The sequence below is a fragment of the Arachnia rubra genome (assembly GCF_019973735.1).
Lineage (GTDB): Bacteria > Actinomycetota > Actinomycetes > Propionibacteriales > Propionibacteriaceae > Arachnia > Arachnia rubra.
This window is the reverse complement of record NZ_AP024463.1, coordinates 1,548,949-1,571,420: the sequence shown is the minus strand read 5'-3', so window position 1 is coordinate 1,571,420 and position 22,472 is coordinate 1,548,949. Positions and strand designations below refer to the sequence as shown.

Below are 22,472 nucleotides of genomic sequence, written 5' to 3'. Positions count from 1 at the left end.
TCCCCTCACCGCTTCGCCAGGGTGCCGAGAGCCGCTCGCATCAGCTGGGCGACACCCGCTCCCTCGGCTGCCAGGGGGGCCACAGCCTCGCAGGCCGCCGCAGCTTCCTTGGCCGACCACCCGAGTCCCTGCAGGCCCTCCGTGACCTGTTCGCGCCACAGCTCGTCCGCTGCGGCAGCAGTGCTCACCGGGGCCGGTCCCGTATCCTCCAGAGCGAGCAATCCGGCTTTGTCCCTCAGCTCCAGGACCAGTTTCTGGGCGCTCTTGTTGCCGATCCCAGGGACCTGGCACAGAGCACGCAGATCCTCCGACAGGATGGCTCGTTTCAGGTCGGATGGTGACAACACCGAGCAGATGGCAAGCGCCACCTTGGGCCCCACACCAGAGGCCCCCTGCACCAGTTCGAAGGCCTCCCGCTCGGAATCGCTGCCGAACCCGAACAAGGTCAGGGAATCCTCACGCACCACGAGGGACGTGTGGAGGGTGCTTGGCTCCCCAGGCCGCAGCGCGGCCGCCGTGGCCGGGGTGCAATGACCGCGGAACCCCACTCCCCCGACATCGATCACGAACCAGGCCGCCCCCGCTGCTGCAACGGTGCCCGTCAACTGGGAGATCATCGTTTTCCTCTCGCCGCCGCGACCAGGGCCGCGTACCGGTTGGTATGGCCGCCACGCCACGCGTGACAGACCGCCAGCGCCAAGGCGTCAGCTGCGTCGGCGGGCCTGGGCGGTGCGCTGAGTTTCAGGACCGTGGTGACCATGGAGGTCACTTGTGACTTGTCAGCCCGTCCTGATCCGGTGATGGCAGCCTTCACCTCACTGGGTGTGTGGAAGGTGACGGGGAGTCCCCGCCGGGCAGCCACCAAAGCCGCGACACCGGCGGCCTGGGCGGTGTCTATCACAGAGGCCGTGTTGTGCTGGGCGAACACACGTTCGATCGCCACCACATCGGGACGATGGTCCATGAACCACCGTTCCAGCCCCGACTCGACCTGCAGCAGCCGATGCGCTAGGTCCAGGTCCGGGCTCGTGCGGACCACCCCGACGGCCACGAACAGCGGGGGACGTCCCACCGTGCCCTCGACCACGCCAATGCCGCACCGGGTGAGACCAGGGTCGATCCCCAGAATGCGCTTCTTCTCGAACATCAGTTCGGATTGTAGACGATCAATCCTCAGACTCGAGGGCCGCGGCCACCTCCGGTGTGAGGTCGAGGTTGGTGAACACGTTCTGGACGTCGTCAGAGTCTTCGAGGGCGTCGATGATCCGGAATATCTTCTGCGCGACCTCCACGGTGTCGACCTCCTGGTCGAAGGAGGCAACGAATTGCACCTCCGAGGAGTCATAGTCGAAACCCGCCGACTCGACCGCCTTGCGAACCTCCACGGTGTCACTCGGATCACAGATGGCCTCCCAGGACTCGCCCTCGTCGCTGACCTCCTCCAGGCCTGCCTCGAGAGCCGCCTCCAGCAGGTCGTCCTCTAAGATCTCCCGGCCATCCTGCTGTTTGGGGACCACGACGACCCCCTTGCGGGCGAACAGGCGCTGCACCGAGCCGACATCGGCCATCGTGCCGCCATTGCGGGTGACCGAGACACGCACATCCGAGGCAGAACGGTTCCGATTGTCGGTCAGGCACTCGATCAGGATGGCGATGCCCGAGGGACCGTAGGCCTCATACATGATCGTCTCGTAGTCGGCGCCACCGGAGATCGCCCCGGAGCCACGTTTGACGGCCCGGTCGATGTTGTCATTGGGGACGCTGGACTTCTTAGCCTTCTGGATGGCGTCATAGAGTGTCGGGTTACCGCTGGGATCCCCGCCGCCGATCCGTGCAGCCACCTCCACGTTCTTGATTAACTTGGCGAACAGCTTGCCGCGCTTGGCGTCGATGACCGCCTTCTTGTGTTTGGTCGTCGCCCATTTAGAGTGGCCGCTCATTCATCCCGCCCTTAGGTTAGAGGTCATTTCTGCTTGTCTGCTTGGGTGAGCTTAGCTCAAGCCGCAGGGATGCTCTTGCCAAGAAGGGTGACACCGTCACGTTCCTCATAGCCCAGCACCCGGTGGAGCCAGTCGGCCACCGCCCGGTTTCGGGTGTCAACCCCGATTCCCGCAGCGGGACAGCCCGAGGCCGCCATGGAGTGCAGGGACCGGGCAAGCAGCGCTTCGGCGATCCCCTTGTGACGGTGTCCCCTCGCCACTCCGAGCCTGTCACACCAGCCCTCCATGACCCCATCCAGTCCTGCCGCGTCATCGGTTCCCGACAGGCAGTACCCGATGACCTGATCGTCGCTGACAGCAACCCATGACCAGTCGGCCCGGAACGTCTCCTCCGCGAGCGAGTCATCCCAGGTTGTCTCGTCGATCCGGGCGCTAAAGCAGGCATTGTGCAGCTGCAGCACCTGGCGGCTGCGCCCAGAGGAAAAACTCTCGAACACCACGCCGGGCACGTCATGCGGCCGGGGCAGGTTGAACAGTTCCCTGTGCATGTCGAAGAAGTAGCGTTCCACCTGGAAACCACGTTGTTCGAGCAGATGTCTCAAGCAGGTCTGATCCGCCTCCACGTACGAACCGAGCCAGACCGGTTCCCTGGGGTGATGCTCATCCCGCCAGGCAAGCGCCCGCTCCTCCTGCCAGGCCAGGAGCGCACGTCCGATGCCCTGGTACCGGTGGGTCGGATGGACTCCGCCGAGCAGGAAGATCTTCGCGGGACGGGTCCCCGGTTCGTGGATATTCCACCCGAAGGCCGACATGCTGCCATAGGAGTCCCAGCCCCCCACGGCATCGCCCTGCGTGATCGCCTGGTCGGCTCCGCCGATTACCCGGTCGATAGCCGGCAGCACTGAGTCATCCAGCGCCTCAAGCTGGGTGCGCAGGGAAAACATCTCCTCCCAATCGTCCTGGCTGAGGAGGCGCCACTCAAGATGGTTCTCGATATAGACGTCCACAGCTCCTCCTCAGCCATCGCTCTTCCAGATACGGCGGCGCCGACTGGGCCGCGGAGCCGTCTGCTGCCAGAGCCTGCGCCACCGGGGCATCAGCTCACCACTGGCCAGAGGGGTGCGGCTCTGGACTGCCCACCAGGATAGTTCTCCGCAGTGGAACAACGCACCCACGGCTCCCTGCACCATGGCGGTCGTCTCCGCGACCGACTGCCCGCGTGTATAGATGGGAGAGCCGAAACGCACCGAGACGCGGGGACGGCGTTGCAGGGCGAGTTTCAGCACCTCGTTCAGTTTGAATGTGCCAACCACCGCGACCGGTACGATCGGTACATTGTGCTCGTTCGCAAGCTCCGCCGGCAGGGCGGTGAACTCCCCCACCCCACCGTCGACGCGTGAGGGAGCGGAGAAGACGACGATGCTGCGCCCCTTCCGCAGGGCACGGCTGACACTGCGATTGGTGGTGCGCAGCCGGGAGGGCAGGACGGCCTTCAGGACCTGCCAGTCCAGGGGGCCCTGCTCATTCACGGCAAAAACGACCGGCCCCTCTAGCCCGGGAAGCGAATCAAGCCCGGCCACCTGGTACTCCAGCCGCCAGGTCAGCGGATTCAGCAGGCTGGGGGTCTCACTGAGATCCGAACGCGCCAGGCGGTTGCGCCGCCGCCCGACAGGTTCGGGAGCATCGGCTGGACGCCGCTGCCTGAGCCCGAAACCCATGCGCGCGAACCCCAGCATGTCCGAGAACCAGGTGATCACCGCGGCTCCCCAGAGATCCGCCCAGGCCCATGCAGATAGGTGCTCTCCGCCTGCTCTCCGACCACCTCGCGGGCCAGTTCCAGGGCATCGTCCAAGGTGGTGGCTGCCCGCTGCCCGAGGACATGGGCGGTCTGCCGGTCGGCTCCGACCCAGATGACCCCGCTCAGCCGCCCGATGGCCCGGCAGATCGCATACCAGGTGTGGAAGACCGCAAGCGGATGCCAGGCGTTGTGGTCCCGATAGAGCTTGAGATACCAGTCGTCGAACAGCGCCTGCCGCTCGAATCGCTCTCGGATCTCTGCAGGCTCCCTCGTCGCCGGCAGCACCTTGGCGAAGAAGTCAGCGGCAGGGGCCAGAAGGCGGTTCGGGAACACCTGGCTCAGGGGATGGAACGCGATCAGCATGCCGCCATCACGAAGCAGCGGCTGCTGCTCGCCGATTCCGGAACCGGCGAGCAGAGCCTGATGAGAGGCGTTGATGGGTGAGCCGATGGCGTCTCCCACATCGAAGCTGCTGCCCCACACCGAGGTGATCAGGATGTCCGTTCGTGGCGTCGGCACAGCATTTGCTGCACGCCACACCTCCGCGGCACGTGGCGACACCTGCCCGGGGGTGCCGCCGACCACGTCGCAGAGCTCATAATCGGCGCGGGGCGACGCGTAGAGCTTTTGGGTGACTTGCCGCGGCAGGGCTGCGGTGAGCTGGCGGGCGGTGGCGTAAGCCACCTGCTCCGGAAGCCGCCACTCCCATTCACGGTGGTTCAGGAAACGGAGGCTGCGGCCGAGATAAGGCTGACCGGCCACCGCGGTGATCGCGAATACGGGTACTGCCTGATGGATCGCGGCGGCCACCTCGCGGCGCGCCGGCTCGCTGCCGGAGAACCCACTTATGCGATTGATGGTGGCCACGTCCGTCGCCCCGGTGGCGAGCAGCATCTGCTCGTGCGGGCCGTGGCAGACATCGACGGCTATCACCAGGTCCGACTCCGCGGCCCGGGCGTTCAGGCGCACCGGCTCACCACCCACCGTGGCCACCGTGACCAGATCTTTCGACATCACATCGTGGCTGGTGATCATCGCGTCGGGTAGGAACGAGGAGGCCACCCGGTCTCCGAGGACCTCGACGATGTCCTGGCCGCTCCAACGCGGACCAAGGCCCCCGGCCACCACGATGGCGACATCGTCCACCCGCGTCCGGGCAGCGTGCTCGAGAAGGCGTTCAAGAATGCTGCGCCTGATGTCGAAGCGCATTCTCGGCAGCACCGGGTCGACATTGCCCACGACGATGGTCAGTTTCATACCCGGGCGCAGCAACCCGACGAGCGGCTCGCAGCCGACCGGATTGGCCAAGGCGCCTTCGATCAGTCCCACCGGGTCCAGCGAGGGAACGGGCTGTGGCGCATAGACCACCTGGGTTCCCATAGGGAAACGCTGCAACTCGTAGCTGCCCCCTGAGAGAGTCAGCAGCGGCGGCGTGCGGTCATCAACCTTCAGGACGAAACCAGGACGGGTCATGACGGCATCTTCCATCTGGGCTGTAGGGCATGGGAGGGCCAGTCGATGATGGACCAGCCGGATTCCCTGGCGGCCCGCATCAGGCCGATGTCGGGACTGACTGCCACAGGATTCCCCACGGTGCGGAGCATGGGCAGGTCGACGTGGCTGTCGGCATAGGCGAAAGACGCCTTGAGGTCTATCCCGTGCAGGCCCGCGTAGTGGGTGAGCCAGGCCGCCCGTGAGTCACCGACCATGGGCGGCCCAGTCAGGAAACCCGTACACACCCCGTCAGGGCCTGTTGCCAGGTCGGCCGCGATGATGTGATCGAACAGCCCCTCGAAGGGCCTGGTCAGAGGACGGATGACACCGGTGATCAGGATCGTCGTGTGCCCCGCCTCCCGGTGCTCCCGGATGCGCCGCACCGCTTCGGGAGAGGTCCGGTCCAGCACGAACGGCGTGAGCTGTTCGTCGACGACACGTTCCAGCTCGGCCAGCCGGGCGCCCTCGTAGCGGCGATAGACCTGCCGGAGGAACACCCCACGGTCCTTGCGCTCGGCTCCCAGGTAGTTGGGCAGCTGGGCCGCCACCCTCATCAGTTCCCCTGCCCGCTGCACCAGCGACAGCTCTGGAAGCCGCAACCACAGGTAGGTCTCGATCACGTTCGTGGTCATCACGGTGCCATCGAGGTCGAAGGCTGCCAGCACGGTCCCGGGCTCTGTAGGCTTCAGGCCTTTATAGGTCGTAGAACGAGCCTTGCGACGACGGCGGGCGGCCTCGAGGCGTCGCACAGGACCGGTGATGGCGGGGACGTGCACCTCCTCTATGTAGTGATGCCAGTCCAGGTCCGCCGAGTCGAAGCCGAACGCCGCACGGTCGTCCTCGTGAAGGCTGTTGTGCAGCGCCAGGGTGCAGTCGTCGACGAAGTGGAGCTCGGACTGCAGGTACTCGCCATAGAGGCTCAGGTATTTGTTCAGGAACTCCAGTTGCTTGGCCGTCTTATCGAGTGCCCGGGCCGCGGCGAGGGTCCTCTTGCCCCGGGGAGCGAAGCTCAGCAGCCGGTTGCCGATCGCGACGCCCTTACCGGCGAGCCACAGCTTCCGCTCCACCGGCTCGGGGCCGGGAAAATCCCAGCTCGCCAGCTGGTGGGACCCTTGCCCCTCGATGTAGGGGTGCGCCGAGAAGTAGGAGCGGATGTGCTCGTAGATACCACGAAAGGTCAGGGGATTCCTGGCCCCTGAGGAGCAGTGATAGAACTCAGCCTCTCCCACCTCCGGCTGGGTCGCGCAGACCGCGGCGATGGTGTTGACGACATAGTCGCAGGGGATGATGTCGATGACGGAGTCCGGGGAGGCCGGAAACTCGGGCAACTGGCCCCGGCCATACGCCAGGATGATCGGGTCGGCCATCTTGAAACCCTCGATCCAGCCGGGGTACGGATCCCTCAGGGAGGACTCCACGATGGCCGGGCGGACGATCGAGACCCGCATGTCACGGCACAGGTCCACCACGACGGCCTCCCCCATCGCCTTCGCGAAGGTGTAGACGTCAGTCCAGCCGAGCGAACGGGCCCGCTCCGTGCCAGCGGCGATCAGCTCCTTCTTGACCCATGCCAGGCGCCGCCGCTCGGTGTCCTCACTGGTGGTCAGGTACCCGGCCCGGCGGTGTAGTTTCTCTGCTTCCTTGCGCAGCACAGCCAGCTGCTCGGAGGTCCGGGAACGTGCCTCGACGCTCTCGGCCATCGCGAGCGCGGCTCGGGTCTCGGCCTCGTAGTCCACCTCGTGGGGATGCGCCGTCTCGGGAATCGGTCCCCTGCGCCGGCCCGCGGTGTAGGCGGTCGAGATGTGGACGTAGTGCGGGATGCGTACCAGGTTCCCGTCGGCATCGGAGCAGGATTCACGGAACCGCGTCAGCAACGCCTTGGTGCCGAGCACATTGGTTTTGAAGGCTGAGTCGATGGGCGGGTCGAAGGAGACATCCCCGGCGCAGTGCACCAGCACGTCGATGTCACGCGGCAGTTCTGGCGCGTCGGGCAGGTCTGCCTCGATCACCTCTATCCGGCTGGCCAGCAGCCCCTCGACGGATCCGGCCTTGGCGACGATGTCCTTGAAAATCTTCTTCTTCAGCAGCGAGGCCACGCGGTCTGCCGCGGACAGGGAGCCCTTGCGCCGCACTAGCACCGCGGTGGTCGTGTCGGGGCACTCGGTGAGAAATTTCCAGAGCATCTGCTCACCGATGAAACCGGTGACACCTGTCATTGCGATTTTCTTGCCGGCGAGGAGCTCGGCAATCCGGCCGGTCAGGAGCGGGGGGGGTGTGGAGGCGTGTCGACTCGGAGGCACCGAAGCTGGTGCGGGGGACGAGGCTCATGCCACGCCCCCAGCCAGCTGTGGCCCAGCGGCCTCCAGGGCCTCGGCGAGGGTGAACCGGCCCAGATAGAGTGCGGTCCCCACGATCGCGCCCTCCACGCCGTCACGGACGAGAGCTCGCAGCGCGCGCAGGTCGTCGAGCGAGGAAACACCACCTGAGGCGATCACGGCGGCGCTGGTGCGGGCGCAGACCTCGTCCAGCAGCTCCAGGTTGGGGCCGGTGAGCATACCGTCGGAGTTGACATCGGTGACGACGAAACGCTGGCAGCCTGCCGCAGCCAGGCGGTCGAGGGTTTCAGCCCATGGCCCGCCCTCCGTTGTCCAGCCGCGGGCGGCGATGCGCTCCCCGCGGACGTCCAGGCCGATGGCCACCCGGTCACCGTGGCGTTCGATGATCTGCTCGCACCACTCTGGCCGCTCGAGAGCAGCGGTCCCGATGTTGACCCGGCGGCATCGGGTTGCAAGAGCCCTGTTCAGGGACTCGTCATCCCTGATTCCGCCGGAGAGTTCCACATTGACGTCGAGCCTGCTGATGATGCCGGCCAGCAGGTCCGCGTTGGAGCCACGCCCGAAAGCCGCATCGAGGTCGACCAGATGGATCCAGGCTGCACCCTCCTCCTGCCACCTGAGTGCCGCGGAAAGCGGATCCCCGAACTCCTTCTGGGTTCCCGCAATTCCTTGGACGAGCTGGACGGCCTGACCACCCTGAACATCCACCGCGGGCAACAACTGCAATGCTTCCACGACGCGCAACCCTACCGCTAAGGCGGGCTGCGGGATAGCAGCCATCAGCCGGGGTTAAAGATCAGTCAAGGGCTCCCTCAGCGACGTGCATCTCGGGTGCACCGACCTGCCTCAGAGCAGCTCTCAGGCCCCTCTCCTGAGAGTCAAGACCCAGGACGCCGGCAGGCGGGACATGAATGAACCCACACCTGGGGCTCCGCTGCGCCGGTATCCGATCCGCCTCGTGCAGCATGAGGTAGAGCAGGGCGTTGCAGACATAGCTTCCGGCGCTGAGCGAGAGTTCTGCGGGAATGCTGGTTTCCAGGAGGGACTTGAACATCGCCTTGACAGGCAGGGTGACGAACCGGGCCGCAGGGCCGTCCGGGACGATGCTCTGGTCGATGGGCTGATGCCCTGCGTTGTCCGGGATGCGGGCGTCGGCCAGGTTGAGGGCCACGCGCTCAAGGGTCAGCCCGGTAGCGCGGCCTGACAATCCAAGGCACACCACGTGCGAGGGATGGTGCTCGGCCAGCAGTGCGGGGACCAGCTCCCGCAGAGCTTCGAACTCCACCGGAAGGACCGCGGTGGCGACCTCACCACGCAGGCGGGCGACCAACTCGGCGGAAGGGTTGACGTCGTCGCCGCCGAACGGCTCGAACCCGGTTACCAGGATATGCACCGGCTCAGGATAACGGTCACGCGCATCCGGCCCCACCACCAAAAGGCCTCGTGCATGACCTGTGCAAGAGTGGAGCCATGAACCACCGGAGACTGGAACCACCGCCCCCCGAACTCCTGACGCAGGCAAGATCCGCCCGCACGGTCCTGATCCTCACGGGGGCGGGCATGTCGGCGGAATCCGGGGTGCCGACCTTCCGTGACGAGTCGGCAGGTTTATGGGCCCATTACTCACCCGAGGCGATGGCCACCGAGGAGGGCTGGCGGACCGACCCCAGCTTGGTCTGGGCCTGGTACCTGTGGCGCATCGGCATCGTCAGGTCTACCTCCCCAAATGCGGGACATTCGGCCCTGGCACGCTGGGCGGCCCTGGCCGGTGGCGCACTTCCGCTGCAGCGCCTCGATGTCGTCACCCAGAACATCGATGACCTGCACGAGCGTGCCGGATCCGAGGTTCTCGCCCATCTACATGGAAGGCTGGACCGTTTCCACTGCATCGACTGTGGCCGCCCGGGCGACCCGGATCTTTCGGCTGCCTCACGAGAACCGGATCTGCGCGTCACACCATCGGCGTGCGCAGCCTGCGGCGGGGATCTGCGACCGAGCATCGTGTTCTTCGGTGAGCCGCTGAACGCCGCCGACATCGACGCCTCCGTCGAGGCCGCGCAGCAGGCCGACCTGACCCTGGTGGTCGGCACCTCCTCCATCGTCTACCCGGCCGCGGCCCTCCCCGGGCTGGCGCTACAGGCCGGCTCCTTCGTCGTGGAGGTCAATCCAGAGCCCACCGATCTGGCGTGCAACCTGCACTGGCGCACGACCGCGGCCGTCGGGCTGCCGCAGCTGGTGGACCAGTTGACGGCAGACACCGGCAGGTCAGCGTAATTAATCGTCATTAATCACGGGCCCGTCAGACCTACACTGCTCACTGCTCCAGCCAGTTGCGCAGCAGCCGCACTCCGGCGGCCCCGGACTTCTCCGGGTGGAACTGCGTAGAGCAGATGCCTGCGCTCTCCACCGCCGCGATGAAAGTCGTCTCGTGGGTGGCGGTGGTGACCAGCGTCCCGGGTTGCGGTGGCACCGGAAGCACTGGCGCCGCATAGCTGTGGACAAAATAGAAGCGTTCTGTCTCGACACTCGCGAAAATCCTGCTGCCGTCCGGCACCTCGACGCGATTCCAGCCCATATGCGGCAGCCTGCGAGCTGCCAGAAGCTGGACCCTCCCCGGCCAGATCCCCAGCCCCGTGGCTTGGACGCCGTGCTCCGACCCCGATTCGAAGAAGATCTGGTGCCCGACACAGATCCCGAGAAGCGGCTTGCCGGTAGGCAGCCAATCAGCCAGCAGCTCGGTTCCCCCCGACGCGCGCAACCCAGTCATGCAGGCGGCGTAGGCCCCGACCCCCGGCACCACCAGCGCGTCGCACGCGGCCAGTTCGCGGGTGCTCCTGGTGAGTGCCACCCGCCCTCCTGCGGCCTCCAGGGCCCGGGCTGCAGAGTGCAGGTTGCCCGATCCGTAGTCGAACAACCCGACCCGGCGGCTCAGAGCGACCCCTTGGTGGAAGGGACACCGGGCACACGCGGGTCAAGGGTCACGGCGTCCCGCAGCGCCCGCGCCAGGGCCTTGAACTCGGCCTCGACGATGTGATGCGGGTCGCGGCCCGCGAGAAGCCGCAGATGGAGGCAGAGTCCGGCGTTCAGCCCCAGCGACTCGAACACGTGATAGGTCATCGAGCCCGCGTAGACCACGCCCGATCCCCCGATCCGGGCGTAGGCCTGGCCCTCGGGTTCACCGGAGCACACCACGTAGGGCCGCCCGGCCACATCGACCACGCAGTGCGCGAGAGCCTCATCCAGGGGCACCGTGGCGTCGGCATACCGCCGGATGCCGCGTTTGTCTCCGAGAGCCTCGCCGAGCGCCTGCCCGAGCACGATGGCGGTGTCCTCGACGACGTGATGCCCGTCGATGTGCACGTCACCGGCTGCCTGGATCTCCATGTCGATCAGGGAGTGCCGGGACAGGGCGGTGAGCATGTGGTCGTAGAAGCCGACCCCTGTGGAGATCCGGCTGCGCCCGGTCCCATCGAGGTCGAGGCTGACGGTGATTTCGGACTCGCTGGTGGAGCGTGACCTGGTGGCGGTACGGCTCATCAATGGCGTCCTTCCGGATTGATCTTTGCGAGTGCCTCTTTGAGGGCGGCCATCTCCTCAGGTTTTCCCGCAGAGGCCCTGAGGAAGCCCTGGGGGCCGGTCTCACGGATCAGCACACCACGGTTCAGCAGGCCCTGCCACACCGCATGGCGATCCGTGAAACGCCCGAACAGCACGAAGTTCGCCTCGGAGGGAACCACCTCATAGCCATTGTCCCGCAGCCAGTCCTGGAAGGACCGGCACTCTTGAGCCAGCTGTCTCACCCTGGACAGCAGCTCATCCTGATGGGTGAGGGCGACCAGCGCCAAAGCCTGGGTCTGTGCGCTCAGGTGGTAGGGCAGCCGGACGAGCCGGCAGGCGTCCACGACGGCTGGGGACGCGGCCAGGTAACCAACCCTGCCTCCCGCCATGGCGAAGGCCTTGGACATGGTCCGGGTGACAACCAGCCGTGGGTGCCTGGCCAGCAGGGACAAGGCAGCTGGGGTCTGGGAGAACTCCTGGTATGCCTCGTCGACCACCACCACGGCATCGGTCGCCGAGCAGACCGCGTCAATCACCTCCAGGCTGGTGCAGGTGCCGGTGGGGTTGTTCGGGGTGGTGATCACGACCACCGTGGGGCTGTGCCTGGCGATAGCGGAGAGCACGAGGCCGGCATCCACTGTGAAGTCCTGGCGGCGTGGCTCGGTCACGTAGGAGGTGCAGGTGTTGCGGGCGTACTCGGGATACATCGAGTAGGTGGGAGTGAAGGTGAGCATCGTGCGGCCCGGGCCGCCGAAGGCGGTCAGCAGCTGGCTCATGATCTCGTTGGAGCCGTTGGCCGCCCAGATATTGCCTGCCGTGAGCCCGTTCCCGAGGTAGGAGGCCAGAGCCTCACGGAGCGTGAGGGCGTCACGATCCGGGTAACGGTTCATCGACCCTGCCGCCTCCTGGATGGCCGCCCCCATCGCCTGCCTCAGTGCGGGTGAGGGCGGGTAGGGATTCTCGTTGACGTTGAGCACGACCGGGACGTCGAGCTGCGGGGCACCATAAGGCTCCTGCCCCACCAGGTCTGCGCGCAGCGGCAGGTCACCATAGCTACTGCTCATCGTTCTGCAGCTACTGCTCATCGTTCTGCCCTGACCGTGATTGCCGCAGCATGACCAGGCAGATCCTCGGCCAGGGCGAACCGCTCGATCCCGTCCGCGATCTCAGCCAGGGCATCCCGGGAGTAGCCGATGACGTGCACGGTCCGCATGAAGGAGCGCACGCTCAGCCCGGAGCCGTGGCATGCGCAGCCCGCGGTCGGCAGGACATGGGTGGAACCTGCTGAATAGTCGCCGAGGCTGACGGGCGAGTGTTCGCCGACGAAGATGGCACCGGCGTTGCGGATCCGGGCCGCCACCTGTCCGGGGTCGCGTGTCTGGATCTCCAGGTGCTCCGCCGCGTAGGCATCCGCCACCTGCACCGCCTGGTCGAGATCACGCACCAACAATACGGCCGACTGCTGTCCTGCCAGCGCAGTGCGGATACGCTCCCGGTGCCTTGTCTGCGCCACCTGGCTCTCCAGTTCACCTTCCACAGCCTCAGCGAGGGAGACAGAGTCCGTGATCAGGACGGAGGCAGCCATCGGGTCGTGCTCCGCCTGAGAGATCAGGTCGGCCGCGACATAAGCGGGGTTCGCGGAGGAGTCTGCGATGATGGCGATTTCGGTTGGGCCTGCCTCGGAGTCGATGCCGACGATTCCCCGCAACAGGCGCTTCGCCGCCACCACGTAGATGTTTCCCGGGCCCGTGACCATCGACACTGGGGTACAGAGGCCCTCGACCCCATGGGCGAACATCGCAATGGCTTGGGCACCACCGACGGCATAGACCTCGGTGACCCCCAGCAGATGGCAGAGCGCAAGAATGTTCGGGTGTGGCCACCCGCCGGATTCGGCCTGGGGCGGTGAGGCGACGGCGATCTCCCTCACCCCCGCGACCTGGGCGGGAACCACGTTCATGATCACACTCGAGGCCAGGGGCGCCAGCCCTCCTGGGACATAGAGCCCGACTCGCTCGACCGGGATGTTCCGCAGCCCCACCCGGGCACCCTCGGCCAGGATGGCGGGGCTGGGGTCGGGGTCGTGTTCCAGGGTCTCGGCGACGAGACGCCGGCGCCTGATGGCTTCCTCGAAGGCCTTCCGGAGCAAGGGGTCAAGCCGCCGCTGCGCGTCGGCCAGTCTCTCCTCCGGCACCCGGAAGGAAGCGGGGACCACGCCGTCGAAACGCCCGGAATACTCGGCAAGAGCCTCGGCGCCCCGGTCACGGACCTCGTCGCACATTCCCTTCACCGCATCCATGGCGCCGGCCACATCCAGCGCGGCTCTGGGGATATGGGCCCGGTATTCACCCTTGATGGCGGTCAGGTCAACCGTTCTAAGCACGGTCGGTCAGTCTACAGCCGCGATGCGGCGCGGCTCGGTCGGAGGTCCCTGGACAGGCGGCTGCTCGGGCCAGAAGACAGCGAACAGCATCACGGGCGTGATGGCGCAAAACGGTCCGACCATCAGCGCCGACAAAGCATGCAGGGTGAGATCAATGAGCACGACATCCCCGGCTGAGGCTGCCGCCAGGCGAGCGTCGAAGCTTGGGGGAAGGATCCACATCCCACCGAGCCAGGTGATCAGCGAGGCGACCAGGGCCCCGCCGACAGCAGCCACGCAGACCCACCAGCCACGGTCCTTGAACCACCACCACGCCACCAAGCCGATGACGAGACCGCTGAGGGCTGACAGCAGCACGAACAGCGCATCCGTTGAAAAGACGTCTGCCAGGCCTCGCTCCGACAGGCTCGCCCCCAGTTCCTGAGACACGATGTAACCGGGACGATGCGACAGGTGCGCCCAGGCGAATGCGCACACAGTCCCGAGGCCGAGCAGGACCGCACAGAACCGTAGGACTCGCCACAGCAGCCGGGGCCTGGCCCGTGTGGGACGAAGCTCAGCCATGCGCCGTTCCCTTCCCGAATGAGACTGCACTTGGACCGAGCAGGGCCTTCAGGTCTGCGAACAGAGGCGAGCTCGGGGCCACGTGAAAGTCATTCCCGAGCCGGAAGGTGGTGAGTTTCTCGCCGTTACGGAGCTGAAGATGGACCTCCGCTCCCCCTGGATGCCCTGAGAGCACTTGTTTGAGGTTGCCGACCACTCCTGGGGTACAGCGCACCGTCGGCAGGGTGAGCACGACCGGTCCCACCCCGCCATCAGAGCTGACCTGCGGCGCGTGCACATCTTGGGCGCGCATGCGTGCCCGGTCTTCCGCCTCCTCGACCACTCCCTTGACCGAGACGATCGTGTCTGGGGCCAGGTATTGGGCAACGACGTCGTAGACCTTCGGGAAAACCGTCACTTCGATGCTGGCCTCCAAGTCCTCCAGCATGATGACCGCGTAGAAAGCCCCTTTCTTGTTCACCCTTCGCGTCACCGCCGTGATGAGCCCGCACACGGTAGTCTCGCCCCGGAAACCACCCTCCGCTGCGACGCTTGAGACCGAATGCTTTCCGTGCTGGAGGAGCACGTGTTCGAGACCGTTGAGCGGATGGTCGGAGACGTACAGGCCAAGCATCTCCCGTTCGAAGGCCAGTTTGGTCCGCTTGTCCCACTCGTCCAGTTCCGGGATGGGATGTCTCTCCAGGCCACCGCCGTCGCTGGTGTTGCCGAAGTCCCCGAACAGGTCGAACTGGCCGTGCTCCTCGTTCTTTTTGAGCTCGATCACCGAGTCCACGGCCTCCTCGTAGACGGTCATCAGCGACCGGCGGGTGTGGCCGAGTTCATCAAACCCGCCCGCCTTGATGAGCGACTCGATCACCCGCTTGTTGCACATCAGCAGCGGCGCCTTGTCCAGGAAGTCGTGGAAGTCCCGGGCCTTGCCAACTTGCGCCCTTTCCTTCGCCCAGGCGGAGACCACCTTGTCACCGACGTTACGGATAGCCCCCAGCCCGAAGCGGATGTCTTTGCCCACCGGGGTGAAAGCCGACTCGGAGGAGTTGACGTCCGGCGGCAGGACCTGGATCCCCATCCGGCGGCACTCCGCCAGGTACCCGGCGGACTTGTCCTTGTCGTCGCGCACCGACTGCAGCAGCGCCGCCATGTACTCGGTCGGATAGTTGGCCTTCAGGTAGGCCGTCCAATAAGACACGACACCGTAGGCGGCGGAGTGTGCCTTGTTGAAGGCGTAGTCGGAGAACGGCAGCAGGATGTTCCAGAGCACGTCGATGGGCTCCTGGTGGAAGCCGCGCTCCTTCATACCTTTACTGAAGCGCTCGTAGTGGGCGTCCAGCTCTGCCTTCTTCTTCTTGCCCATGGCACGGCGGAGCATGTCGGCGGCACCCAGCGTGTACCCGGCGAGCTGCTGGGCGATGGCCATGACCTGCTCTTGGTAGACAATCAGGCCGTAGGTCTCGCCGAGGATCGGCTCCAGCGCCTCGGCGAGTTCCGGATGGATCGGCTCCACCTTCTCGCGCCCGGTCTTGCGCCGCGCGTACTTGTTGTGGGAGTCCGCGCCCATCGGACCGGGCCGGTACAGGGCGCCCACCGCGGAGATGTCGTCGAAGCAGTCGGGCTGCATCGACCGGAGCAGCTGGCGCATGGGGCCGCCGTCGAGCTGGAAGACGCCGAGAGTGTCTCCACGCTGCAGCAGGTCGTAGGTGGCCGGGTCCGTCAGCGGCAGCTCCTCCAGATCGATGTCGATGTCGCGGTTGATCTTGATGTTGTTCACCGCGTCCGCGATCACGGTGAGATTCCGCAGCCCCAGGAAGTCCATCTTGATCAGCCCGAGGGACTCGCATCCCGGGTAGTCGAACTGGGTGATGATGGCGCCGTCGGACTCGCGTTTCATCACGGGGATGACGTCCTGCAGCGGGGCATTCGACATGATCACACCCGCGGCATGCACGCCCCACTGGCGTTTCAGGCCCTCGATGCCCTTGGCTGCCTCGACCACGGTCTTGACATCCGTATCCGAGTCGTACAGGTCACGGAACTCCTGGCCCTCGGCGTAGCGTTTGTGCTCCGGGTTGAACAGGTCCGGCAGCGGCACACCCTTGCCCATCACGTCGGCAGGCATGGCCTTGGTGATTTTCTCGCCGACGGCAAAGGGCATGTCCAGGACCCGGGAGGCGTCCTTGACCGCGGCCTTCGCCTTGATGGAGCCGTAGGTGATGATCTGGGCCACCTTGTCGGATCCATATTTGTGGGTGACGTACTGGATCACCTCGCCGCGGCGGCGATCATCGAAGTCGATATCGAAGTCCGGCATGGAGATACGTTCGGGATTGAGGAAGCGCTCGAACAACAGACCGTGTTTGAGCGGGTCCAGGTCGGTGATGCGCATGGCGTAGGCGCACATGGACCCCGCGCCCGAGCCCCGGCCGGGCCCGACGCGGATGCCGTTGTTCTTTGCCCAGTTGATGAAGTCGGCGACCACCAGGAAGTAGCCGGTGAATCCCATCGTGGAGATGATCTGGGACTCGAACGCGGCCCGCTCGATCACCTCGTCGGGGATCCCGTCGGGATAGCGGTAGTGCAGGCCCTTGTCGACCTCCTTGTGAAACCAGGAATCCTCGGTCTCCCCCTCGGGACAGTCGAACCGGGGCATGTAGGTGCCGATGCCCTCGTCGAACACCGTCTCGATGCGTTCCGCGATGGCGAGGGTGTTGTCGCATGCCTCGGGGAGCTCTGTGAACAGAGCCCGCATCTCCTCGGGGCTTTTCAGGTAGTAGCCGGAGCCATCGAACTTGAAGCGATCGGCCTGGGCCTTGCGCGAGCCTGCCGAGACACACAGCAAGGTGTCGTGGGCGTCGGCGTCCTCGGCATGGACGTAGTGGAGGTCGTTGGTGGCCACCAGAGGCAAGTTCAGATCCTTGGCGATGCGGAGCAGGTCGCGGCGGACCTTGTTCTCGATCGACAGGCCATGGTCCATAAGCTCGACGTAGAAATTGCCCTCCCCGAAGATGTCGCGGAACTCGGCGGCAGCGGCCCGGGCGTTCTCGTACTGGCCGAGGCGCAGGAAGGTCTGGACCTCACCTGAGGGGCAGCCTGTGGTCGCGATCAAGCCCCTGCCGTATTCACTCAGAAGTTCCCGGTCGGCACGCGGCTTGTAGAAGAAACCCTCGAGGGAGCTCCGGGAGCTGAGCTTGAACAGGTTGTGCATGGCCTGTTTGTCGGAGGCCCACATCGTCATGTGGGTGTAGGCGCCCTTCGACGCGACGTCCTCGCCCGTGCCATCGCCGAACTGCACGCGTTTACGTTCAGAACGGTGGGTGCGCGGGGTCAGGTACGTCTCAAGCCCGATGATGGGTTTGACGTCGTAGTTCTTGGAAGCCTTGTAGAACTCGTAGGCGCCGAAAAGATTCCCGTGGTCCGTGATCGCGAGCGCAGGCATGCCCATGCGCTCCGCCCCCTTGAACAGGTCATGGATGCGCGCGGCGCCATCGAGCATCGAGAACTCCGTGTGGCAGTGCAGGTGCACGAATGAATCCCCCACGACTGCTCCTTCCATCCGACCTGAACGGGCACCAACCCTACTCCCGGATGACGGCGGAGTCCGCGTATGCTGATCCCCATGCCGCAGCCAGACCACTTGCGCTGCTCAGACGCGGACCGTTCCGCGGTGGAGCAGCTGTTGACCGACGCCTATAGCGACGGGCGCCTGACCCGGGAAGAACACGACCATCGTCTCAGCCAGGTCTGGTCGGCCAAGACCTTCGGGGAGTTGAGGACCGTGACAACCGACCTGGTCCCTGCCGCGCCCGAGCCGACCCCCAGGACGGCGCGGACCAGTGATGGCTTTTCCCGGGCGGTGGTCGATCCTAGCGGCGCCGGCAGGGAGAGCGACGGCATCACGGCCATCTTCAGCAGCATAAAGCGCGACTCCGATGTGCTGGTGCGGGCCGAGGACGAGATCACCAGTGTCTTGGGTGATGTCCTGATCGACATGACCTCGGCCGTCTTCGAGGCCCAGTCGTGCAGGCTCAGCATCATGGTGCTCATGGGGGATGTGAAGCTGCGCGTGCCAGCAGGGGTCAGAGTCCGCAACGAAATCAACAAAGTGCTCGGCGACACCAAGGTCAAGGGCCTGGTTCCCGGGGAGGGCCCGGAGCTGGTCCTGACCGGCTTCTGCATCCTGGGAGATGTCAAAGTCTACGGCCCAGAACACACATCGTTCTTCAAGAAATTCCGCAAGGAGCTCTCCTAAAAGGCTGATAGAAGGCTGAGAAATGTCGGGCCAGCCCCACCCCACCTTGTACAGGCAGCGGGATACTCAGCCAGGCTCTCAGACGGAAAGCTGTAGGACATGACAGAAACCACCTCCCCCCGTTCCCGTTTCGGGGCCAACGTAGGCTACCTGCTGTTCGGCTGGCCACTGCGGCTGATCACCTTCATCCTGGTCGTTGTCAGCACCGCGCTGGGAGCAGGCACAGCGATCCTGGGCTTCGGGCTACTCATCCTGACCGGCGGCCTGCTCATGGCCCGGTCCGCCGCCCAGCTGGAACGCCGCACCCAGGAAACGCTACTGGGACGCGAACCTGTTCCCTCCGCATATCTTCCTGCCCCCCAGGACGCCGGCCTAGTGAGCCGGGTCAAGCACATCCTGAAGGATCCGCAGTCCTGGTACGACGTGCTCTGGGTGGCGGTTTCCTTCTTCGCCTCCATCCTGACCTGGGCGCTGTCCCTGGTCTGGCTTGTGCTCTCCACGGTTGCCGTGCTCGGCCCCCTCAACATCTGGGTGCTGAGCCGCTTAGGAATTCATAACGGAGGGCTCGCCCACCTGCTGGGACTCCCCTTCCCAGACATCATCAACACCATCATCTACATCGCGATCGGCATTCCCGCTGCCCTCAAGGCCCCGGCTGTCATGCAAAGCCTGGCGAACTTCCAGGCCAGCGTAGGCGAGCTACTGCTGAACCAGCGTGCCCGCAGCAATTTCCAGGTGAGCCAGCTGCAGGAGTCCCGCGCCGCGGCCCAGCGCGCCGAGTCAGGGGCGCTGCGGCGCCTGGAACGCGACATCCATGACGGCCCGCAGCAGCGCCTGGTGCGGCTGAACATGGACCTGGCACGGGCCCGCAAACAGATGGGCCAGAACCCGCAGCGCGCCGACGCCATCCTTGGGGCTGCCATGGACCAGACGCAGGAGACTCTCGCGGAGCTGCGGCAGCTTTCCCGGGGCATCGCGCCGCCGGTGCTGGTCGACCGCGGGCTCGAGGCCGCTATCGATGAGACCGCTGCCCGTTCCTCCATCCCCGTGACGGTCTACTCCAGTCTCCCCGGCCAGCTGCCGTCCCACGTCGAGCAGGCCGCCTACTTCGTGATCTCGGAATCCCTGGTCAACGCCAACAAACACTCCGGGGCAACCCTGATTGACCTGGTCACCGCCGTCCAGGACGGCTGGCTGTACGTCACCATCACCGACGACGGGACCGGCGGCGCCTCGACCGCGAAGGGACACGGCCTGGCCGGACTTGAGGAACGCCTCCACAGCGTCGACGGCGAACTGAAGGTGACCTCGCCTGTGGGAGGCCCAACCACGATCGAGGCGGTGATCCCTTGCGAGTCCTGATAGCCGATGACTCCGTCCTGCTGCGGGAGGGCCTGACCTTCATCCTGGACGACGGCGGACACGAGGTGATCGCCGCCGTCGGGAGCGGCACGGAGCTGGTTCCACGGGCCCTGGAGTTACGGCCCGAGCTGATCATCACCGACATCCGCATGCCCCCGTCCAACACGGACGAGGGCCTGCGGGCCGCCGTCGAGATCCGGAAGAAGTGGGCCGACGCCCCGATCCTGTTGCTGAGCCAGTACGTGGTCGCCGCCTATGTCCAGGAGCTGCTCGCCGACGGTGGCAGTCGCCTGGGTTATCTCCTGAAGGACCGCGTGGCCGACATCGACACCTTCCTTGACGCCGCCGACCGGGTGGCTGGCGGCGGCCTCGTGCTGGACCCGGAGGTGGTTAGCCAGGTGTTCGGGCGCGGCAGGAACAATGACCCGCTGCAGCAGCTCACCGCACGGGAACGCGAGGTCCTGGAGCTGATGGCGGAGGGACACACGAATACCGGCATCGCGCAGCGCCTGTTCGTGACTGAGGGTGCGATCGAGAAGCACACGCAGCGGATCTTCGGGAAACTGGGCCTTCACGCAGACCCAAGCGTCCACCGACGGGTCAAGGCTGTGCTGACGCTGCTGGGGTAGCCGGCAAGCGAATACCAGGTGAACACACCCCGCCAAGGGTGGTCTTCCTCCCTGGTCAGGTTCTGGCGCAGTCCACTCCCGACGCCAGATCGTCCACCAGGAGCCGCAGCCGCCGCAAGTCACCGTCAAGATCCCTGCCGTCGGAGCCGAGACACTTCAGCAGGGCAGAGCCGACGATCACCAGATCCGCGAAGGCGCCGATCTCCGCGGCCTGCGCGCCATTGGAGACCCCGAGACCGACACCGACCGGCAGGCTTGGATCGACGCCACGGGCCCGTTCCACGATCACGGGAGCCGCATCGGAGGTGGAGGCACGCGCACCCGTCACCCCCATCACGCTGGTGGCATACACCCAGCCGCGGCAGGAGCGCATCGTCAAGCCGATGCGCTCCTGCGACGATGATGGGGCAATGAGGAAAACCCGGTCCAAGCCGTGACGATCGGTGGCCTCGAACCACTCCGGGCAGTCATCCGGGGGCAGGTCAGGAGTGATCGTCCCCGCTCCCCCAGCGGCCGCGAGATCGCGGGCGAAGCGGTCGGGGCCGTATGCCTCGATGAGGTTCCAGTAGGTCATGACCATTGGCGTTGCGCCGGCGGCCGCAACAGCCTCGACGGCCCGGAAAGCGTCCCGGGTCCGGACCCCGCGTTCCCGGGCCCTCAGGGCTGCATGCTGGATCACCAGCCCGTCCATCAGCGGATCGGAGTACGGGATGCCGATCTCGACGATGTCGACGCCGCGCCCCGTCGTTCCCTCCGTCAAGGCCCTCATGGCTGCCAGGGAGCCGTCTACCGTCGGGTACCCGACGGGCAGATACCCGACGAGGGCGGGACGTCCCTGGCCGGTGCAGTCAGCGACACGGCTACCGGAGATGCCGAGCCGGCTGGGGTCGTTAAACGTGCTCACGACAATCCTCCAACAGTCTGATCGGGCTGCCCCTCGAGGCCGAAGTACTCGAAGGCAGTGGCGACGTCCTTGTCTCCGCGGCCGCTGAGACACACCAGGATCTTCGGCCGGGCCCCGGGATCCTGTTCCGCCAGCCGAAGTCCGAGGCGGCGCGCCCCGGCGACGGCATGGGCAGACTCAATCGCCGGGATGATCCCCTCGGTGCGCGTCAGCAGGCGGAAAGCGTCCATCGCCTCCCGATCGGTCACTGGCTCGTAGTGAGCCCGGCCGGTGTCAGCCAGCCAGGCATGCTCCGGCCCCACCCCCGGGTAGTCGAGGCCCGCGGAAATCGAGTGTGACTCGATGGTCTGCCCGTCCTCGTCCTGCAACACCTGGGTGCGCGCACCATGCAGCACACCGACGCTACCGGCGCTGATGGTTGCGGCGTGGCGTCCCGTCTCCACCCCGTCGCCACCGGCCTCGAAGCCGTACAGCTGGACAGAGTCGTCGCCGATGAAGTCATAGAAGACACCGATGGCGTTGGATCCCCCTCCGACGCAGGCCGTGACATAGCCGGGCAGGCCACCATGCTCCTGCAACATCTGCTGGCGGGCCTCGGTGGAGATGACCCGCTGCAGCTCCCTCACCAGCAGCGGGAAGGGGTGGGGGCCGCCGACGGTGCCTATCAGGTAGTGGGTGGTGTCCACGGTGGTCACCCAGTCGCGCATGGCCTCGTTCATGGCATCCTTCAAAGTGCGGGAGCCGGCCGCGACGGCGTAGACCTCAGCGCCCAGCAGCTGCATCCGGGCGACATTGAGGGCCTGCCGTCTCGTGTCGATCTCTCCCATATAGATGCGGCATTCAAGCCCCAGCAGGGCGGCGGCCGTGGCGGTCGCAACCCCATGCTGACCGGCACCGGTCTCCGCGATCACCCGCCGTTTGCCCATCCGCCTGGTCAGCAGCGCCTGCCCGAGCACGTTGTTGATCTTGTGGGCGCCAGTGTGGTTGAGATCCTCGCGCTTGAGGTAGATGGTCGCATTCCCGCAGTGCCTGGAGAAATTCTCAGCGACTGTCACCGGCGTCGGCCGGCCGGCGTAGTTGCGCTGCAGCCCTGCCAGCTCCGCCAGGAATGCGGGATCTGCCTGGGCGGCACGGAATTCGGTGTCCAGCTGGGTCAGTGCAGCACGCAAAGCCTCCGGCACGAATGTTCCGCCAAAACGACCGAAGTGGCCCTTGGCGTCGGGAAAAGCGGTCATGGGCGTAACCCTACTGGGTACCGCTC

General features: G+C 65.9%; 21 protein-coding genes. 4 read left to right on the top strand and 17 right to left on the bottom strand.

Annotated features, from left to right (window positions below):
* Positions 1–5 precede the first annotated feature (5 nt).
* The 9 genes from ruvA to SK1NUM_RS07065 all read right to left on the bottom strand — a co-directional run bounded on the left by ruvA (position 6) and on the right by SK1NUM_RS07065 (position 8,961).
* Complete coding sequence (gene ruvA, locus SK1NUM_RS07105) at positions 6–617, bottom strand: Holliday junction branch migration protein RuvA (protein WP_212327164.1); 612 nt, start codon at positions 615–617, stop codon at positions 6–8.
* Positions 614–1,126: a crossover junction endodeoxyribonuclease RuvC gene (gene ruvC, locus SK1NUM_RS07100; RefSeq protein ID WP_212327574.1), complete on the bottom strand. Its 513-nt coding sequence runs from the start codon at positions 1,124–1,126 to the stop codon at positions 614–616. Before ruvC ends, ruvA begins: the two co-directional genes overlap by 4 nt.
* Positions 1,127–1,166: 40 nt before the next feature.
* Positions 1,167–1,940 carry a YebC/PmpR family DNA-binding transcriptional regulator gene (locus SK1NUM_RS07095; RefSeq protein ID WP_212327156.1) on the bottom strand — a complete coding sequence of 258 codons (774 nt, stop codon included), beginning with the start codon at positions 1,938–1,940 and terminating at the stop codon, positions 1,167–1,169.
* Positions 1,941–1,996: 56 nt separating this feature from the next.
* On the bottom strand, positions 1,997–2,947 hold the full coding sequence (locus SK1NUM_RS07090; RefSeq protein ID WP_212327154.1) for a GNAT family N-acetyltransferase: 951 nt from the start codon (positions 2,945–2,947) through the stop codon (positions 1,997–1,999).
* 9 nt (positions 2,948–2,956) lie between these two features.
* Complete coding sequence (locus tag SK1NUM_RS07085; RefSeq protein WP_212327152.1) at positions 2,957–3,697, bottom strand: lysophospholipid acyltransferase family protein; 741 nt, start codon at positions 3,695–3,697, stop codon at positions 2,957–2,959.
* Complete coding sequence (locus tag SK1NUM_RS07080; RefSeq protein WP_212327150.1) at positions 3,694–5,211, bottom strand: lactate racemase domain-containing protein; 1,518 nt, start codon at positions 5,209–5,211, stop codon at positions 3,694–3,696. Before SK1NUM_RS07080 ends, SK1NUM_RS07085 begins: the two co-directional genes overlap by 4 nt.
* Positions 5,208–7,448, bottom strand: a complete 2,241-nt coding sequence (locus SK1NUM_RS07075) for an HAD-IB family hydrolase (protein ID WP_223927885.1) — start codon at positions 7,446–7,448, stop codon at positions 5,208–5,210. Before SK1NUM_RS07075 ends, SK1NUM_RS07080 begins: the two co-directional genes overlap by 4 nt.
* Before the next feature lie 108 nt (positions 7,449–7,556).
* Positions 7,557–8,348, bottom strand: coding sequence for a bifunctional 1-(5-phosphoribosyl)-5-((5-phosphoribosylamino)methylideneamino)imidazole-4-carboxamide isomerase/phosphoribosylanthranilate isomerase PriA (gene priA, locus SK1NUM_RS07070; protein WP_212327146.1), 792 nt, complete (start codon positions 8,346–8,348; stop codon positions 7,557–7,559).
* 16 nt (positions 8,349–8,364) lie between these two features.
* Positions 8,365–8,961: a pyroglutamyl-peptidase I family protein gene (locus SK1NUM_RS07065; RefSeq protein ID WP_212327144.1), complete on the bottom strand. Its 597-nt coding sequence runs from the start codon at positions 8,959–8,961 to the stop codon at positions 8,365–8,367.
* Between the two features lie 77 nt (positions 8,962–9,038).
* Here SK1NUM_RS07065 and SK1NUM_RS07060 point away from each other — a divergent pair, with 77 nt between their 5' ends.
* Positions 9,039–9,842, top strand: coding sequence for an SIR2 family NAD-dependent protein deacylase (locus SK1NUM_RS07060; RefSeq protein ID WP_212327137.1), 804 nt, complete (start codon positions 9,039–9,041; stop codon positions 9,840–9,842).
* A 40-nt stretch (positions 9,843–9,882) separates the two neighbouring features.
* Here SK1NUM_RS07060 and hisH read toward each other — a convergent pair whose 3' ends face one another.
* The 6 genes from hisH to dnaE are packed head-to-tail and all read right to left on the bottom strand — an operon-like array spanning position 9,883 to position 17,620.
* Positions 9,883–10,500 carry an imidazole glycerol phosphate synthase subunit HisH gene (hisH, locus tag SK1NUM_RS07055; protein WP_212327572.1) on the bottom strand — a complete coding sequence of 206 codons (618 nt, stop codon included), beginning with the start codon at positions 10,498–10,500 and terminating at the stop codon, positions 9,883–9,885.
* A complete protein-coding gene (gene hisB / locus SK1NUM_RS07050; RefSeq protein ID WP_212327135.1) occupies positions 10,497–11,105 on the bottom strand; it encodes an imidazoleglycerol-phosphate dehydratase HisB in 609 nt (202 codons plus the stop codon). Before hisB ends, hisH begins: the two co-directional genes overlap by 4 nt.
* Complete coding sequence (locus SK1NUM_RS07045) at positions 11,105–12,190, bottom strand: histidinol-phosphate transaminase (RefSeq protein ID WP_212327126.1); 1,086 nt, start codon at positions 12,188–12,190, stop codon at positions 11,105–11,107. The genes hisB and SK1NUM_RS07045 overlap by 1 nt, the downstream gene beginning before the upstream one ends.
* A gap of 17 nt (positions 12,191–12,207) precedes the next feature.
* Positions 12,208–13,509, bottom strand: coding sequence for a histidinol dehydrogenase (hisD, locus tag SK1NUM_RS07040; RefSeq protein WP_212327124.1), 1,302 nt, complete (start codon positions 13,507–13,509; stop codon positions 12,208–12,210).
* Positions 13,510–13,515: 6 nt separating this feature from the next.
* On the bottom strand, positions 13,516–14,073 hold the full coding sequence (locus SK1NUM_RS07035) for a hypothetical protein (RefSeq protein ID WP_212327122.1): 558 nt from the start codon (positions 14,071–14,073) through the stop codon (positions 13,516–13,518).
* Positions 14,066–17,620 carry a DNA polymerase III subunit alpha gene (dnaE, locus tag SK1NUM_RS07030; protein WP_212327120.1) on the bottom strand — a complete coding sequence of 1,185 codons (3,555 nt, stop codon included), beginning with the start codon at positions 17,618–17,620 and terminating at the stop codon, positions 14,066–14,068. Before dnaE ends, SK1NUM_RS07035 begins: the two co-directional genes overlap by 8 nt.
* A 63-nt stretch (positions 17,621–17,683) precedes the next feature.
* Between dnaE and SK1NUM_RS07025 the strand changes: the two genes are divergently transcribed.
* The 3 genes from SK1NUM_RS07025 to SK1NUM_RS07015 all read left to right on the top strand — a co-directional run bounded on the left by SK1NUM_RS07025 (position 17,684) and on the right by SK1NUM_RS07015 (position 20,307).
* Positions 17,684–18,316, top strand: a complete 633-nt coding sequence (locus SK1NUM_RS07025) for a DUF1707 SHOCT-like domain-containing protein (RefSeq protein ID WP_212327118.1) — start codon at positions 17,684–17,686, stop codon at positions 18,314–18,316.
* Between the two features lie 99 nt (positions 18,317–18,415).
* Positions 18,416–19,678, top strand: coding sequence for a sensor histidine kinase (locus tag SK1NUM_RS07020; RefSeq protein WP_212327110.1), 1,263 nt, complete (start codon positions 18,416–18,418; stop codon positions 19,676–19,678).
* Positions 19,666–20,307 carry a response regulator transcription factor gene (locus SK1NUM_RS07015; protein WP_212327108.1) on the top strand — a complete coding sequence of 214 codons (642 nt, stop codon included), beginning with the start codon at positions 19,666–19,668 and terminating at the stop codon, positions 20,305–20,307. The genes SK1NUM_RS07020 and SK1NUM_RS07015 overlap by 13 nt, the downstream gene beginning before the upstream one ends.
* 55 nt (positions 20,308–20,362) lie before the next feature.
* Here the strand turns inward: SK1NUM_RS07015 and trpA are convergent, their stop codons facing one another.
* Both trpA and trpB read right to left on the bottom strand, forming a co-directional pair.
* The gene (gene trpA / locus SK1NUM_RS07010; RefSeq protein ID WP_223927956.1) at positions 20,363–21,178 is read right to left on the bottom strand and encodes a tryptophan synthase subunit alpha; all 816 of its coding nucleotides are present in this window, start codon (positions 21,176–21,178) and stop codon (positions 20,363–20,365) included.
* Between the two features lie 29 nt (positions 21,179–21,207).
* Positions 21,208–22,446 carry a tryptophan synthase subunit beta gene (gene trpB / locus SK1NUM_RS07005; protein ID WP_212327104.1) on the bottom strand — a complete coding sequence of 413 codons (1,239 nt, stop codon included), beginning with the start codon at positions 22,444–22,446 and terminating at the stop codon, positions 21,208–21,210.
* Positions 22,447–22,472 lie beyond the last annotated feature (26 nt).